13 protein-coding genes are annotated in these 15816 nt (G+C 43.5%); 9 read left to right on the top strand and 4 right to left on the bottom strand.

All coding sequences use genetic code 11. The annotated features are described in order from the left end of the window. Positions 1-161: 161 nt before the first annotated feature. From BBI08_RS03385 to BBI08_RS03400, 4 genes are all read left to right on the top strand, one after another. Positions 162-1475: a PQQ-dependent sugar dehydrogenase gene (locus BBI08_RS03385; RefSeq protein ID WP_008496535.1), complete on the top strand. Its 1314-nt coding sequence runs from the start codon at positions 162-164 to the stop codon at positions 1473-1475. Between the two features lie 231 nt (positions 1476-1706). Next, on the top strand, positions 1707-2168 hold the full coding sequence (locus BBI08_RS03390; RefSeq protein ID WP_065528488.1) for a hypothetical protein: 462 nt from the start codon (positions 1707-1709) through the stop codon (positions 2166-2168). 394 nt (positions 2169-2562) lie between these two features. Then, entirely contained in the window at positions 2563-3231 is a 669-nt protein-coding gene (locus BBI08_RS03395) for a vWA domain-containing protein (RefSeq protein ID WP_040850498.1), read from the top strand. A 281-nt stretch (positions 3232-3512) separates the two neighbouring features. Next, positions 3513-4748, top strand: a complete 1236-nt coding sequence (locus BBI08_RS03400; protein ID WP_008496539.1) for a hypothetical protein — start codon at positions 3513-3515, stop codon at positions 4746-4748. 92 nt (positions 4749-4840) lie between these two features. Here the strand turns inward: BBI08_RS03400 and BBI08_RS03405 are convergent, their stop codons facing one another. Further along, a complete protein-coding gene (locus BBI08_RS03405) occupies positions 4841-6298 on the bottom strand; it encodes an amidase family protein (RefSeq protein WP_065528489.1) in 1458 nt (485 codons plus the stop codon). A 203-nt stretch (positions 6299-6501) separates the two neighbouring features. Here BBI08_RS03405 and BBI08_RS03410 point away from each other — a divergent pair, with 203 nt between their 5' ends. The 3 genes from BBI08_RS03410 to BBI08_RS03420 all read left to right on the top strand — a co-directional run bounded on the left by BBI08_RS03410 (position 6502) and on the right by BBI08_RS03420 (position 9936). After that, positions 6502-7344, top strand: coding sequence for an aldo/keto reductase (locus BBI08_RS03410; RefSeq protein ID WP_008496542.1), 843 nt, complete (start codon positions 6502-6504; stop codon positions 7342-7344). A gap of 201 nt (positions 7345-7545) precedes the next feature. After that, positions 7546-8220, top strand: coding sequence for a metallophosphoesterase family protein (locus BBI08_RS03415; RefSeq protein ID WP_008496543.1), 675 nt, complete (start codon positions 7546-7548; stop codon positions 8218-8220). A 330-nt stretch (positions 8221-8550) separates the two neighbouring features. Beyond that, positions 8551-9936 carry an LVIVD repeat-containing protein gene (locus tag BBI08_RS03420; RefSeq protein ID WP_008496544.1) on the top strand — a complete coding sequence of 462 codons (1386 nt, stop codon included), beginning with the start codon at positions 8551-8553 and terminating at the stop codon, positions 9934-9936. A gap of 251 nt (positions 9937-10187) precedes the next feature. Here the strand turns inward: BBI08_RS03420 and BBI08_RS03425 are convergent, their stop codons facing one another. After that, complete coding sequence (locus BBI08_RS03425; protein ID WP_040850500.1) at positions 10188-11234, bottom strand: aromatic acid exporter family protein; 1047 nt, start codon at positions 11232-11234, stop codon at positions 10188-10190. Between the two features lie 275 nt (positions 11235-11509). Between BBI08_RS03425 and BBI08_RS03430 the strand changes: the two genes are divergently transcribed. Together BBI08_RS03430 and BBI08_RS03435 are read left to right on the top strand one after the other, a co-directional pair. Then, the gene (locus BBI08_RS03430; protein WP_065528490.1) at positions 11510-13777 is read left to right on the top strand and encodes an ATP-binding cassette domain-containing protein; all 2268 of its coding nucleotides are present in this window, start codon (positions 11510-11512) and stop codon (positions 13775-13777) included. A gap of 10 nt (positions 13778-13787) precedes the next feature. Further along, positions 13788-14108, top strand: coding sequence for a Rossmann-fold NAD(P)-binding domain-containing protein (locus tag BBI08_RS03435; protein ID WP_008496549.1), 321 nt, complete (start codon positions 13788-13790; stop codon positions 14106-14108). Positions 14109-14300: 192 nt separating this feature from the next. On the opposite strand, the gene BBI08_RS03440 is transcribed toward BBI08_RS03435, so the two are convergent. Further along, a complete protein-coding gene (locus tag BBI08_RS03440; RefSeq protein WP_008496550.1) occupies positions 14301-14756 on the bottom strand; it encodes a biotin/lipoyl-containing protein in 456 nt (151 codons plus the stop codon). Positions 14757-14778: 22 nt separating this feature from the next. Continuing rightward, positions 14779-15780: an alpha-ketoacid dehydrogenase subunit beta gene (locus BBI08_RS03445; protein WP_418312500.1), complete on the bottom strand. Its 1002-nt coding sequence runs from the start codon at positions 15778-15780 to the stop codon at positions 14779-14781. Positions 15781-15816 lie beyond the last annotated feature (36 nt).

Consider the following 15816-nt stretch of genomic DNA (forward strand, 5'->3'; position numbering starts at 1 on the left):
TTAAATAAATCAGTTTGCAGGAGTAGGTTTAAGGGAAAGTGCATTTATAAGGGAGTTTTTAGTTAGGATAGGCAACTCTTAATCAATTTCCGATGTTTGATTTCTGAGAACTGAATTTTATAGTTACTCAGTTAAAATCTTAAAAAAGAGGAGGAAAAACGATGACGAAAATTTCGTGGTCAAAATTAATGTTCTCTGCAATGCTGATGTCTGTATTAACTTTAGCAGCATGTGGTAATGATGATACTGCAGACGAAAAATCAACGGATGACTCGGAGGCTGTAACAGAAGAAAATGCTGAAGAGGGCTCTGAAGAAGAAGCAAATGAAAGCGCAGAAACTGAACCAAAAGTTACTGAGTTTGAACCCGCATTTCCAGAACAAACAAGAGCACCTGCAGTAGAGACTGAAACAGAAATTGAAACAGAAGTTATTGTTGAGGGTCTTGGCGTCTCTTGGGGTATGGCAGAGTTTGAACCAAATCGCTTACTTGTTACGCAAAGAGATTCAGCAGAACTTCTTATTGTAAACCTTGAAGATGGCTCTGTTTCAGATCCAATCGAAGGTACACCAGAAGTAAATAACGAAGATCAAGGTGGTTTACTTGATGTAGCCATTGCACCTGATTTTGACGAATCGCGATTAGTCTTTATGACGTTTGCTCAAGATATTGAAGGTGGTACGGTAACTGCTGTCGGTAAAGGTGTTTTATCTGAAGATGAAGCTTCACTTGAAGATTTTGAAGTCATCTTCCAAGCGACACCAGCATATGAAGGTACTTTACACTATGGCGGACGGATTATCTTTGATGATGATGGCAACCTATTCTTAACAACTGGTGAACGTTCAGATGACGAAAGTCGCGATCGTGCACAAGAATTAGATGCTTATTTAGGTAAAGTCATTCACATCACACAAGACGGAGAACCAGTAGATACGAATCCATTTGTCGAAGATGAAAACGCACTAGATGGTATATACAGCTACGGCCACCGTAATATTCAAGGTATAGATTACAACCCTGCAACAGGAGACTTATGGATTGTTGAATTCGGTCCACAAGCTGGGGATGAACTGAATATTATTGAACCAGCCAATAACTATGGATGGCCAATTGTTTCTTATGGCATCGAGTACACGGGTGAATTAGTCAATGATGGTATTTCAGAACACGAGGCGCAAGGATTTGTTGAACCAAGATATTATTGGGATCCAACAAGTGCACCAAGTGGTATGGCATTCTATGACAACGACGCCATTCCGGAGTGGGAAAACAACTTGTTCATCGGTGCTTTAGCGCCGAGCTATATTGTCCGTGTCGTTATTGAAGATAACATGATCGTTGGAGAAGAACGTCTATTAACTGACGAAGGCGAACGCTTCCGTGATATTCTTGTCACTGAGGATGGCGCGCTTATTGCCATCACTGATGGCGGTAAGGTTTATAAGCTTTCTGCAGCAGGGGAAAGTAACTAAGTTAAAGTCGACGACGTAGAATCGCGTTCCTAGGAAAGAAAGAATTCTAAACGATTCTAACAATACGCGACAATTTGTATCACACATATTGCCACATCCGCTATTATTCACTTTGCGGGTGTGGTAATTTTATTTTGTTCATCTGTACAATTTTGTGGGGATTGTGCTCTGGGAAACAAAGCGATAATATGCAATGATAGTATAAGCAAGTAAATTTAAAGGAGTGACACAATGGACGGATTAGTAAAACAAAAATTAGGTGAGATACTCGATGTGTTTGAGGGGCTTCCTCATTGTAAAGTTGAGCCGAGTGTAGACGATCAACTTGTAATCACCAGTGATAAACCAGTCGTTTGGAGTGACTCACTCGAGAATCAGGATGCGGAATCCACGCATAAAATTGGAACGATTAAACCTCATAAACTTTCACTCGGTCTTTACATCGATTTTCCGCACGGATACTTAGATGCTGACAAGTTGGAAAAAATTATAAACCCTGAAGGAACGTTAACGTATTATCCGCCGGGCACAAAGGCGCCTACTGTGAAAAGCTGGTGGCGTTTCCGCTCTGATGAGAAATTTGATAGTATCCACCTGGTTCTAAGAAAAATCGAGTTAGCCTATTATAATTTTAAAAGAGAAGATTGGATTGAGTTAATGCGAGAGATTACTGAAGCTCATGAAGAAAAATGAAAACCGGCTCCTTAGATAGAAGTAATTCTAATAGATGACGACAACAAACAATAATTTATAATTCATACATTGCTACACCTGCTAAATCAACAGCGCAGGGGTAGCTTTTTTATTTTATTTATTCATAAAGGTTGTATAAGAATCGTTTGGCTCTTTGAGAAGGGAAATCGTAAGAATATAAATTAATTAAGTGGTACTTAAGCGTAGATGTAAAAAAATACGGATATAAACAAACGAATTATCAATTTATTTTCTAGTCCAATACTTTACATTTATAGAAAAAAGTTGTCATTCCGATTGCCCAGCCGTTATACTTTTAAAAAAGATTAAACAGGAGGAGAACGTCTTGGGTATATTCGATAAAATTCTTAAAAAGCAGAAAAAGGAAGAACCAATCAGCGGAATTTCTTTGAAGAAAAAAGCGGCGACGATTGTTCTAGAGAAGAAGCAACTGACTGATGTCACTGCACGAGTAGGTGTTGTCCTTGATATTTCAGGTTCCATGAGAAAATTGTATAAGGAAGGTGTCGTACAGGAAGTGGTGGAGCGGGTGTTAGCAGTCGCGAGTCAGTTTGATGATGACGGTGATTTGGATGTTTGGGTCTACGACAACGAATTCTCACGTCTACCAGAAGCGACAGAGGCAACATTCATGGGTTATGTGGAAAAAAATATCCTCTCGAATGACAGCGTGCACAAGTTCGGCCGCAACGATGAACCGAAAGTGATGGAAGATGTAATCCGTAAGTATACGAAAGAAGAACTAAGTGACGATCCTGTATTTCTTGTTTTCATCAATGATGGTGGATGTAAATCGGGCATTAAGAAATTCATCGTGGAATCATCAGGTCAGCCGATCTTTTGGCAGTTTGTAGGGATAGGCGACTCGAATTTCGATGTGCTGCGAAAATTAGATACCATGGGTGGACGAGTGGTCGACAATGCGAACTTCTTCCACCTTGAAGACATCAGCCAAGTATCTGATGAAGAATTATATGATCAGTTGTTGAATGAGTTTCCGATGTGGCTTAAGGAAGCCAAGGAAAAGCGGATTTTGCGCTAAGTAAAAATACTTCTATGCGAAAGAAACAATTCTAAACGATTCCGATAATACACAACAACATATAATTTATCCATTGCTACACCTGCGAAATCAACAGCGCAGGTGTAGTTTTTTTATTTTATTCGTTTTCAAAAATTATGCTTAATCTAAAGAATAGGAAGGTAAGCTCCTGCGAAATTGGGTAAAGATGAATAGAGTGAATCGATTTACCTGAAATCTAAAGCGTAATTAGAAAGCTTTTATTTGCGTTCCAGGACTATTTAAGAAGTGAGGGAAAGCCCGTGGAATACATTTTCATCTCGATTGCAGTGATACTGACTTTGCTGGTTGCCGTCTTAATATACATTAGAAAAGATAGGCAGACCTTACCGCAAATAGAAGAACCACACGTTGAAGAATCGACAGAAGAAAGTAAATCGGTTGAACCAGAGCCAGAAGATGACGACAGCCATTTAGACCCGAAAGTATCGGAAGTAGATAAAAAGGAAGTCGTCAAAAGCGGATATGAGAAAATCGAACTTCCCAAGAATATGATTCCGATTATCGCACAGACCCTAAAAGACGGGGCGGTCGTGCTCCACCAAAGTCGGACGTACCGCGTAGAGTTCAGCCCGGAAGTAGTGAAGGGTCTGAAAGATAAGAGCATGAAGTTGATTGGGCGGGTAGACGGCAAAGGTTATGTGCCGGCAGTGAAAAAAGATGGCGTGAAAGGGATTTATGAACAAGCGATTCTCGTGAAGCGTATAAATCCAGCGCTCTTGGCGCACGCCAGCATGAACTTGTTGACGACGGTCGTTGGCCAGCAACAGCTTATGGAAATCCAAAGCTCCTTGAAAAGCATGGAACAAAAGCTCGAAGCTTTGATTCAGCACCGGGAAAATGATTTTACAGGACGGATCGAAGCGCGCTTTGGCTATTTCAAGGAAGTCATCGAACGGTTCTGCCGAAACGGCATTACGCTTGGTGGTGTGGAAGATGCAGAAATTGAGGGGTTTTATACGGCTACCTTGCAAGATTTGAACGTATTGATGAAAGACTTGAAGGGGATCGTTGCGAACATCGAAGGCTTGAAAGAACACGAAACGCTACGGAAATGGGGAGAAGCCCCCGTGAAAAAAGAGTACGAGCAGCTTGTCGGGCAGTTTAATGCCAAACAAGAGCTTGTGCTGCTCAATGTGCAGTTTATTGAGGAATGCTATGAGCCGTATCTCCGCACCATCCGGAACTACGAAGAAGTGAGCGTCAAATCCCAGGCTTTGGCGGCGATTGTTGTAGAGAATCATTCCATTATCGAAGCTATCGAAGAAAAAGTGACAAGCATCGAAGAAAACTATAGAGTGAAGATCAATTTTGGCATCAAGGCTTTGAAATACCGCAATTTGGAGAGCTTAAAGGAACTGGCTCCCAAGAAAATCAGCCAGCAACAACCGGCAGAAAAAGAGATTCCGTCCGAATTGCTGGTCGAAGTGACGGAAGATGATAAAGCTTATGCATACGTGCGCGCGGAAAACGAATAGTTAAAATCATACCAAAAAACACCCTCTGTTGAGCGGTCGGCATCTTCATGCTGACGTTTCAATAAAGGGTGTTTTAACTGTCTCAACTAAATTTAATAAGATTCTAGATCCGGTGCTTTCCGTTTCATAGTCGCCTGTTCATAAGAGTAAGCCAATTCAATCAAACGCGCTTCGCTGAACGCCTGTGCGCTAAACGTAACACCAACGGGATGCCCGCTGCTCGTATAGCCGGCCGGGACGGTGATGGATGGATAGCCTGCTTTTGCGGGCATCGCAGCGCCGCGGTTGTTTTGGAACAACAGTGTATCGAGTTGGTGTTCTTTCACGACGAGATCCAATCCTTCTGATGTGGAAGTTCGTAAATCAGTTTCGCGGTGTTCTAAATAGGTCGAATCGTTCGGATCGTCGCTTAACGTTTGTGATTTTTCCAGTTCTACTTGGCCGAATTTCATGCGGCGTTCTGGGTCTTGTTTATTAAACTTGATAACGTCCGCGAGTGATTTGACTGGCACTTTGGCCGGTGTAGTGCGCAAATAATCATTGACGTTTCGCTTGAATTCATACCACAAGACGTCTGATTGGAATGATGATTTAGGAATCGCCACTTCAATAACCGTAGCGCCGAGTGCTGTGATTTGCTCGATTGCTTCATCCATAATGGCGCGTTCTTCCGGTGCTTCATTGTTCAAGAAGCTGAGGTCGACGCCGATGCGGGCGCCGCTCAAACCGTCTTTTTTTAGGTGCGGCGTGTAATCAGTGAGTGCTTGGCCTGCGCTTTTTTGTGTTGCCGAATCCTGTTCGTCGACGCCGGTCATAGCGCCGAGCAAGATCGCGGCATCTGTCACAGTACGCGCCATCGGTCCTGCGGTATCCTGACTTTCAGCGATCGGGATGATGCGTGAGCGGCTAATGAGGCCAACTGTTGGCTTAATGCCGACAATCGAATTGGCACTTGCTGGACTTAAAATCGAGCCGGATGTTTCTGTGCCGACACCCACCACGGCGAAATTCGAGGCAATCGCTGCGCCTGTCCCTGAACTCGAACCGCCAACGTCTTCTGCTTTAAAGACACCAATGCCATATGGGTTCAGCACTTGTCCGCCGAGTGAACTATAACCGCTCGGGCCGTCTTGCGACATGAAATACGCCCATTCGCTCAAATTTACTTTGCCAAGAATAATAGCGCCGACGTTTCGCAATTGCTTGGCAACAAATGCATCTTCTTTTGCAAAATTCTCTTCAAGTGCAATGGCACCCGCTGTTGTCGGCATCAGGTCCGCGGTTTCGATATTATCTTTTAGTAAGACGGGGATACCGTAAAGTGGACCTTGGTTATTCTGCCCGCGTTTTTCGTCTAGTTCTGCTGCGATTTCTAGCGCGTCCGGATTGATCGTCAGGACGGAATTGATTTTTGGTCCATTCCGGTCGAAAGCTTCAATCTGGTCTAGGTAAGCTTGAACCAATTCCACGGAAGTGAGTTTATTGTCATGAAAAGCTTGTTGAATGTCTTCGATTGTTGTTTCGATCAGTTTGAATGTGCTTGTTTCCATATGTAGGCTCCTCGCTATATTGATGTACTGTCGTTAATTGTACATCAATTCATAATTTTAAATAAAGTATAGTGTGCTGCTGAAATGGAATTTAAAGTGAATTTTGTTTCAGGGGATTTGCGCCACGAATCCGAAACCGAATCGTTTGAGTTTAGAGAGATGTAAGAGTAATCTGAAAATAGAAGCGAGAGGAGTGGAAGTAGATGGAAAAAGCAATTCCAGAAGTCACCTTAAACGACGGAACGACTTTGCCGGTTATTGGACTTGGTACATACGGACTGTGGGGCAATGCAGGAGCAAACGCAGTCAGCAGCGGGATCAATGCCGGGTACCGGTTGATTGATACGGCGTATAATTACGAAAACGAAGGTGCGGTCGGGGAAGGCATACGACGCAGCGGCATTGGGCGTGAAGAGCTATGGGTGACATCCAAGCTGCCGGGACGTTATCACACGTACGAAAAAGCCTTAGTGGCAATTCAAGAATCGTTGTACCGTTCCCAACTGGATTATTTTGACCTCTACTTGATCCACTGGCCGATGCCAAATCAAGACACCTACGTGGAAGCGTGGCAGGCATTGATTGATGCGAAGAAATGGGGGCTCGTCCGGTCGATTGGTGTCAGCAATTTTCTACCGGAGCACTTAGAGCGCATTATTAGTGAGACCGGGGTGACACCGAGTTTGAACCAAGTAGAATTGCATCCGTTTTTTAACCAGGCACACCAGCGCAAAGTGCACGCGGATCACGGAATCCAAACACAGTCGTGGAGCCCGATTGCCAAGGCGAAAGACATTTTGACGAACGACGCCATTAGTAAAATTGCTGAAGCTCATAACAAGACCATTGCCCAAGTCGTGCTGCGCTGGCAATACCAAATCGGCTCTGTCTCTATTCCACGCTCTACCTCGCCCGAGCGGCAGCGGGAAAACTTGGACATTTTCGATTTTAGATTAAGCGAATCCGACATGATCACAATTTCAGAACTGTCCCGCCCGGATGGCCGATTGTTTGATATGGATCCGGCAACGCATGAAGAATTTTAGGAGTTTGAGTGAATAACAACTGCACTATGGATTCGGGAATTTTAATAATGTGATTCAGACTCATTCAGTGGAATGAGTCTTTTTTTAAACACGCAAGAACTAAGAATGAAATATACCAACTAATTTCGTCTGCCTTTTTACCGAGAAAATTTTCGTGTATAGGGAAGCGGGAGAAAAATCGAAAGCGAAGGGGTGTGTCTGGTGAAACGACTTTTGGCAATCAGTGATATTCACGGAGAGCTTGAATTGTTTAATGAGTTATTGGAGAAGGTAGAGTATGACGCCGCTGTAGATCAGCTGATTTTGTTAGGAGATTATGTAGACCGAGGGCCGAATTCAAAAAGGGTATTAGACCGCGTCATGGAATTGAAAAAGCAGGGAGCAATTGTTTTGCGGGGCAATCATGACCAAATGATGCTAGAGGCGGCAGACGGGGAACCTGGTGCGAAAGAGAATTGGGTACGGAACGGGGGACTGGCTACATTGCAAAGCTACGGTTCTTCCATACAAAATACAACGCTCCCAGTGTCAGAAGTTTTTAGGGAACATGTGGAGTTTATTCAGGAAATGGATCATTACTATGAAACGGATGACTATATTTTTGTCCATGCGGGTGTTCAACCGGGCGTTCCGCCTCAAGAAACGGACCCGTATCTACTAATATGGATTCGCCAGGAATTTCATGCAGGGTATTCAGGAAATAAGACTGTGATCTTTGGTCATACACCGACGTTTGTACTTCGAGGGACGAAAAATTACGATGTTTATTTCGGTAACAATCAGATTATCGGAATTGATGGTGGCGCGGTTTACGGCGGGCAATTGAATTGTTTGGAGCTGCCGAGTAGGAAGGTTTATAGTGTGAGGAAAAGCTAATATGGGGTAGTTATCTACATAAAAAAGTCGCATTTTTATATGCGGCTTTTTTATGTGAATGGAATCTTCTAGTTCACCTAACTCGCTAGTCTGGACATCTGAAAGTGTTTCCTGAATTGTGCCGTTTACTGTGAAATGCAATATATACACCAACCAATGAACCAATGCAAAAAATATATGGTAGTTCAGTAGTCCCCATAGAGGCTGTATCATTTGATTTATTTTTTAAAATATTCAAATTATTTCGCATTCCGTAGTTGTTATAATGATTTCCATTTAATAGAATAAAGTATAAATAAGATTAATTTTCCAAAAGGAGGAAATATATTGATGATTAAAAAGTCGTTTGCCCATGTAATGCTTGCTTCAGTACTGGCGCTATCAGTAGTCCCTACCGCTTTTGCGCACGATGAACTCGATAGTTCAGGTGTATCAAAAGGAGAGCAAGGGGTATTTTCCAATGAAGAAATTGCAAATCTGAACGAAGCGAAGGTGGAAGGATCTAAAAATCTTTCATACCTGAGGGAAGCTGGCACAGCACAGTTAAAAGAAATTGACGGCGTCCAGAACAACACAGCGGATGTCTTCGCCCATAAAGGCTATGCCTATGTCGGCACGCATACAGCCAATGGCGGCAACGGCGGTGTCCGAGTTTTTGACTTGAAAGACCCTGCCAATCCGGTAGAAGTTGCGGTCTTTGCAAACGAGGATGTAGAAAATACGTGGCAGGAAAAAGTCATCGTCAAAAGTATTAATACTCCCGACTTCAAAGGCGACCTAGCCGTCGTCAGTGTCCAGCAGCTGAACCGCAATGCGAAAGATACATCTGGCGGATTCCTGTTGTATGACGTAACCGATCCGACCAATCCCAAAAAGCTAGGTTACTGGGAAACTTATGAAAACACGCGCGGTACCCATGAACTTACTTTGACGATGCAAGGAAACAAAGCACTTGTGCTGGCTTCCAATCCATACGCTGATTATTACAGCGACGGCGAACACAAAGACTTTACGATTGTCGATGTTTCCAATCCGGCAGAACCGGAAACACTTTGGGAATTCGATCCGCGGATTCTAGATGAAGTACCAGCCGATTTTAATGGCTACCACTGGAAATCGCCGGATGGCAAAACTCGTCCTGTGTTTAATCACAGTGTCATCACCGACAACAATGCGCAATACGCTTATGTCTCCATGTGGGATTTAGGCACGATCATCTTTGATATTACAGACCCGGAAAATCCGGTCTATTTGAGCAGCACGGACTATGCATCCAATCAGCAAGGCTCAGCCCATTCAGCAGCTTTGGCTAAAGGCGGCAATGTGCTGATTGAAACACGGGAAGTCTCTACACCAGTGCGCCCAGGATACGAAGAATCCTATGGCTATACGCGAATCTTTGATATCAAAGATAAAGCGAATCCTGTTTTATTGAGTGAGTTTAAAACGGACTTGACCGAAAAAGTCGAAGACGGACCGACGTTTGCCAATACGGTGCACGATCCGAAAGTGCATGGCAACACGCTTTACTTAAGTCATTATGCGGGCGGAGTTTATGCAGTGGATATCACCGACCCGGCCAACCCGAAACAAATCGGGCAATATACGCCTGACCAAGCAAATGTCTGGGGTGTATTCGTGGACCGCAATTACGTACTGGCTTCCGATATGGCTCAAGGTTTGAAAGTGCTTGTAAAGAATAACGCCAAAAAGTAATTGGATTAAATGCTGTAAATCGATTAAATGGTCGATAGAGCGGAAAAGATAAACTAGAAAGGAGCAGTGCCAGTTATCTCCCTGGCGCTGCTCCTATTTATTTCGCTTAATTCCGTAAAATGATGTAGATGATGGCTAAAACCGAATCTTTAAATTGACGGTTAACGGATGGATAGCGGATACGGCTTTAGCATGTTTATCTGTAAAATAAAAAGTTATAAGTGTTTGCGACACAGGAGGCAATCTTACAATTATTTCTCCGCCTCCCGCGCAGCCTTCACACTCCCTGGATCAAAAAACTTATCTACCAAATCGTAAATCGTGATCAGCTCATAAAGAATGGTGAATTCGGGTGGAAATTCAGTAGGGCGCATGGCGTCGCTTGCTGTGATGCCTTTGCTGTTGTCCCAAAACAGATTAGTAATATTTTTTAATTGGCATTGATGCTTTTCGTGATCATAGTCAATCGAGTGTTTCAAGTCGTTCGCAAGTTCAGTTACGGCATGCATAATAACTTCTCGCTCCGCGGTTGTCCACGTCAGCTTATGCAGCGGGATATAAAGCAAAGCATCTAAATGGAATTCTAAGTTATGTAAGAAGAGCAATTGCTTTTCTGCCATTTGAAGCTCGGCTTCTCGCTCGCGAACCCACGGGTACAAACTGGATTCGTCGCGCTGGAAATGGATTAACTTCTCGGTCTTTCGAATTTCCGTGACAAGTTCTTTTACAATCAACTGCTCTTTTTGACGATTCGCGTCACTGACAAAAAGGATGGTCTGGAATGTCTGTTCCAACATATTACCGGCTCGTTCTCCAATGCTTTGAATACTTCTCAAAATATCTTTCCGGTAGTTAGGTGGGAACACCAGCATATTGACAGCGGTAGACACCAGCAATCCAATGGTCGTTGTCCCTAAACGAATAAAGAATGAGATCAAAATATGTTCATGGATTACTTCGACCATCGCGACAGATGTTAATGTGGCAACGAGTAAACCAGCATGCAGATTAAGTTTATAACAAGCTAAAATCGTTGCAACTGCAGCGAGTGTATAGGTAATCGGGGAATTCCCGAAGAGTGTAATAAACAAGACAGCGAATGCAGAGCCAATCGCGGATGCTGGGAACCGAACGAGTCCCTTTTTAATCGAGTCGCTAACTGTGGGTTCGATTGTCACGATTGCAGTGATTACCGCAAAAACCGGTGGCCAACCAAACCATTCACAAATAATGGCTGTTAAAAAGATAGCGATTCCGGTTTTGACAATTCGGCTGCCATTAAAGTGAAAAGAACGCATCATTTTTACTTCGCTATCTCCTTTCCGTAGAGCTTTTACTGTTGTTTAGTATAACATTCCTATGTATAGGAGAGAAACTGTGTTTTTGGACCTAACCCAATCTGTAACAGCTTTTACAGCAGCCATTGAATACAGAGACACATTCGCAAGCGGACGATTGCGAATGTGTCTTTTTGCTTGTTCAGTGAGAGTAGTTGTGTGAGACTGTCCAAAACAGGGAAACCAATTAACAATGAGAAGAATTCGTGGTTGGATTGAAAAAGGAGGATGTCGACATGGCAGATAAAAAAGATGAAATCATTTTAAGAGGACTTCAAGAAAATAATTTAAAAAATATAGATTTGAATATACCAAAAGAAAAAATCAATGTGTTTACGGGTCTCTCGGGATCTGGAAAAAGTTCAGTGGTGTTTGATACATTAGCAACAGAAAGCAGAAGACAAATGACATTGAACTACCCGCTGTATGTCAGGCATCAAATGCCGAGATACGAGCGGCCCCATGCCGATTTGATGCAGCACTTAAGTCCGGTTGTGGTGGTGGAGCAAAAACCGATACGCGGCAATTCCCGCTCCACTGTTGGGACCTATATGGATATTGATCCGTTGATTCGTTTGTTATTTTCAAGAATTGGTAGTCCATCAATTGGTTCAGCAGCCGAATTTACGAGTGAGAGTTCTTTTGGCAAATGTCCGGAATGCGGCGGTTACGGAGAAGTCATTGCACCAAATATCCATAAATTAATCGATGACACGAAATCTCTCAGAGAAGGGGCCGTGCAATTTAAGCCGCTGTCTCCTCCAGGTTGGCAAGGTAGGTGGATGGTCGATGGTGGATTGTTTGAACCGGATATCCCGATAAAAGATTTTCCGAAAGACATGTACAACCTGTTGCTATACGGACCTCCAGAAGGTGAACGCGCATTCGGCACGTATTACACAAAAGATAGCTCACAAGACTATGAATGGGACGGCATTATCCCGAGGTTTATTCGGCTGTACATTAATCGAGACCTCACAAAACTGAAAAAAACTTCGCCGGAAGATGTGTTGGCAGTGTCGTCGCACGGATTGTGTCCGACGTGCGAAGGTTCGGGGTTAAATCCGAAAGTACTGGCATGCAAAATCAATGGCTATAATATCGCGCAATACGATCAGTTGGAATTGACGGAATTGCTGGGGGAACTAGAGCACATACAAGATCCTGTCGGCAAATCAATTGCCCAGCAAGCGTTTCCGAATGTGAAGCAATTGGTGGACTTGGGACTGGGCTATTTGAGTTTGGCTCGTAAAATGGGTACTTTGTCTGGCGGAGAAGCGCAACGCGTAAAAATTGCCCGTCATTTAGGCAGCAGTTTGAATAATATTACGTATATTTTCGATGAACCGAGTGCAGGACTTCATCCTGAAGAAATTGAGATGTTAACACAAATGCTCGAGAATTTAAGAGACGATTACAATACGGTAGTAGTGATTGAGCACAATTTAGCAGTGATCAAAACAGCCGATGAAATCATCGAAATGGGTCCAGGAGCGGGAGTGAGCGGCGGCGAAGTGGTTTATCAAGGAGAGCAGGCAGGCTTGAAGAAAGTGTCAGCCATAACCAATTTAGATCATAAGGTTGCCCTCAATAAAAATCCGAGAGGAGTAGAAAATAGCTTCTCAATCAAAAACGCCTCTGACAATAACTTAAAAGATATAAGTATAGAGATTCCAAAGAATGTATTGGTTTCTGTATGTGGCGTTTCGGGTTCTGGTAAGAGTTCGTTGTTGTTTGGTGCGTTTACAGAAAACTATCCGGAAACCATCTCGGTCAGTCAAGGCAGTATTGGCACGTCTAGTCGATCAACGCTCGCTACTTATATGGGCATTATGGATGATATTCGCTCGATTCTTTCTAAAGAGACAGGACAGCCTGCAGGATTGTTTAGTTTTAATTCATTAGGTGCTTGTCCAGTTTGTGAAGGGAAAGGAGTCACGATGCCGGATGTGGCGTTTGCGGATCCCGTGACAGTCACATGTGAAGCGTGTAGGGGCACAAGGTATTCAGATGAAGCATTGTCTTATCGCTACAAAGGAAAAAACATCGTAGAAATTTTGGAACTTTCGATCGGCGAAACCAATCATTATTTAAAAATGCCGAAAATCGTCAAAAAAGTAGATACCTTAAAAGATGTAGGACTCGGCTACTTAACATTAGGGCAGACGACAAGTTCTTTAAGTGGAGGAGAAGTGCAACGGCTGAAACTAGCCAGTCACTTGAAAAAAGAAGGACAAATCTATTTATTGGATGAACCGTCATTAGGTCTCCACACAAAAGACAACGCTCACTTATTAGAAGTATTCCAAAGCCTGGTGGACAAAGGCAACTCGGTTATCATCATTGAACACAACCTCAACTTTATCGCTGCCAGCGACTGGATCATCGAAATGGGTCCAGGTGGAGGTAAAAAAGGCGGCGAATTGTTGTTTGAAGGGACACCAGAAGAGATGCTTGGGGCGGAAACCGCAACCGCGAAGTGGCTGAGAAAAGATGTAGAGTAAATCGTGTCCCTTGTGTGGAATATACATCGAACCCGATGTCGAATATATTGACCCTTATATTCAAGAAGGTGGCATTCGAAGTTGCGCAGGCGATAGCAAATGTGGCTACACGACAAGAACTGAATTGGCTTATGCTTACGCGAAAATGCTTATAGAAGATCAGCATAATTCAGAAATATACAACCTTCACGGCGAAGCCATTACGCAGTACGAGTTAGCGGACTACTTGGGCAATGCGTTTGATGCGCATTTAACTTATACGGCAATAAGTGTGGAGAAATTTAAAGAAGAACAAATCACTGAGTTAGGTGAGTGTAAGGGACGGTCGTAACCGGATTCTATCAAGGCATTAAAGATGGTAAGTCGAATAACCAGAGCCATTACGTAGAAGTTACGGGTAGAGCAACTGACAACGTGAATTATATTAATTCGATAGATCAAAAAAGCGGAGCCTGTGTTGGGCTCCGCTTTTTGCATGTGCTATGAATGTTGATGCAGTAATACTTCAACACGGACGGAACTCTCAAAGCCCTGATTCATCCCGAATATCTTCTTCTGTAATACTGCCATTTTTCCCGCTGCCTTTTACAGCATCCAAATCAACACCCAGTTCTTTTGCCAGGCGGCGTAATCTAGGCGATACACGCACAAAGCTACTCGACTCCTGGGCACTAGAATCGGTTTCATTATTTGTTGCAGTCGCAGCTGATTCATCTTGAGCCACTATTTTTTCATCTGCAGCCCCATCCGGATCAAGCGTTGCCAGCACGTCACCAATTTTTGCAGAATCGCCACGTTTTACTTTTATTTCTTGAATGGTTCCGCTGCTTTCAGCGGTTATTTCAGAGACGGCTTTTTCAGTTTGTACTTCTACTAACGGCGCACCCTTTTCGACAAAATCACCAACGGATACAAACCACAACACCATTAAACTTTCATCCACGTCATCTGCGAGCTTGGGCAAACAAACTTCAATCATCCTGACACCTCCGGCACTCCTGTTAAGCGTCTTCCATTATTTTTTTAACTTTTTCGTAAATGCTGTTGGGTCCTGGAATGACAAAGTCTTCAAGGACACCACTATAAGGGATAGGGACGTCTGGAATCGCGATACGACTAATTGGCGCTTCCATTTCGAAAAAGGCTTCTTCAGCAACAATCGCCGAAACTTCTGCAGTCATTCCATAAGACAAGTAATCTTCATCGACCACGAGAAGGCGATGCGTTTTCTTCACGGATTCGATGATGGTGTCTTTATCAATCGGTGCCAGTGACCGTAAATCGATCACTTCTGCCTCGATGCCTTCTTTTGAAAGACGTTTGGCCGCTTCTACTGCATAATGCGTCATCATTTGAATGCCGACGATGGTAATGTCTTTTCCTTCGCGGACCACTTTGGCTTTGTTTAATGGCACCGTATAAGCTTCTTCGGGTACATGATCGACGGCGACGTCAAGTTGTTCCATCCATCCAAGTCCTTGAAGTGATTTATGGAACATGAAGACCACGGGGTTATCATCGCGAATGGCTGATACCATCATTCCCTTTAAATCATACGGATTGGACGGTGCCACGACTTTCATGCCTGGCATATGAGCGAAAGTTGCATACAAAGTTTGCGAGTGTTGTCCTGCGTCACGGTAGCCGCCCCCAACCGCAGTCATCAAGACCATCGGCAGTTTAACGTTACCGCCAGACATGTATTGGATTTTGGCCATTTGATTGTAGATTTGGTCCATACAAACACCAAAAAAATCGACAAACATTAATTCTGTGATGGGCCGCATGCCTTCAGCTGCAGCTCCAATAGCCGCCCCGATAAAGGCTGTTTCAGAAATGGGTGTATCCAGAACGCGTTCAGGACCAAATTTTTCTATCAATCCTTGTGTCGAACCAAAGATGCCTCCGTACTTACCGATATCTTCTCCTAATACAAAAACAGTCAGATCATTTTCCATTTCTTGCGAGATTGCTTCAGCCATCGCTTTGTTCCCGGTTAACATTCTTTTTTTCGCTGTTTCCACACTAAATCGGCTCCT

This window comes from Planococcus halocryophilus (genome assembly GCF_001687585.2).
GTDB classification, from domain to species: domain Bacteria; phylum Bacillota; class Bacilli; order Bacillales_A; family Planococcaceae; genus Planococcus; species Planococcus halocryophilus.

Bases quoted from the DNA above. Each gene is read 5' to 3' on its own strand.
- BBI08_RS03440 (WP_008496550.1), bottom strand. From the start codon at position 14,756: ATGATTGAAGTTTGTTTGCCCAAGCTCGCAGATGACGTGGATGAAAGT.
- BBI08_RS03420 (WP_008496544.1), top strand. From the start codon at position 8,551: ATGATTAAAAAGTCGTTTGCCCATGTAATGCTTGCTTCAGTACTGGCG.
- BBI08_RS03430 (WP_065528490.1), top strand. From the start codon at position 11,510: ATGGCAGATAAAAAAGATGAAATCATTTTAAGAGGACTTCAAGAAAAT.
- BBI08_RS03410 (WP_008496542.1), top strand. From the start codon at position 6,502: ATGGAAAAAGCAATTCCAGAAGTCACCTTAAACGACGGAACGACTTTG.
- BBI08_RS03445 (WP_418312500.1), bottom strand. From the start codon at position 15,780: ATGTTAACCGGGAACAAAGCGATGGCTGAAGCAATCTCGCAAGAAATG.
- BBI08_RS03405 (WP_065528489.1), bottom strand. From the start codon at position 6,298: ATGGAAACAAGCACATTCAAACTGATCGAAACAACAATCGAAGACATT.
- BBI08_RS03390 (WP_065528488.1), top strand. From the start codon at position 1,707: ATGGACGGATTAGTAAAACAAAAATTAGGTGAGATACTCGATGTGTTT.
- BBI08_RS03425 (WP_040850500.1), bottom strand. From the start codon at position 11,234: ATGCGTTCTTTTCACTTTAATGGCAGCCGAATTGTCAAAACCGGAATC.
- BBI08_RS03385 (WP_008496535.1), top strand. From the start codon at position 162: ATGACGAAAATTTCGTGGTCAAAATTAATGTTCTCTGCAATGCTGATG.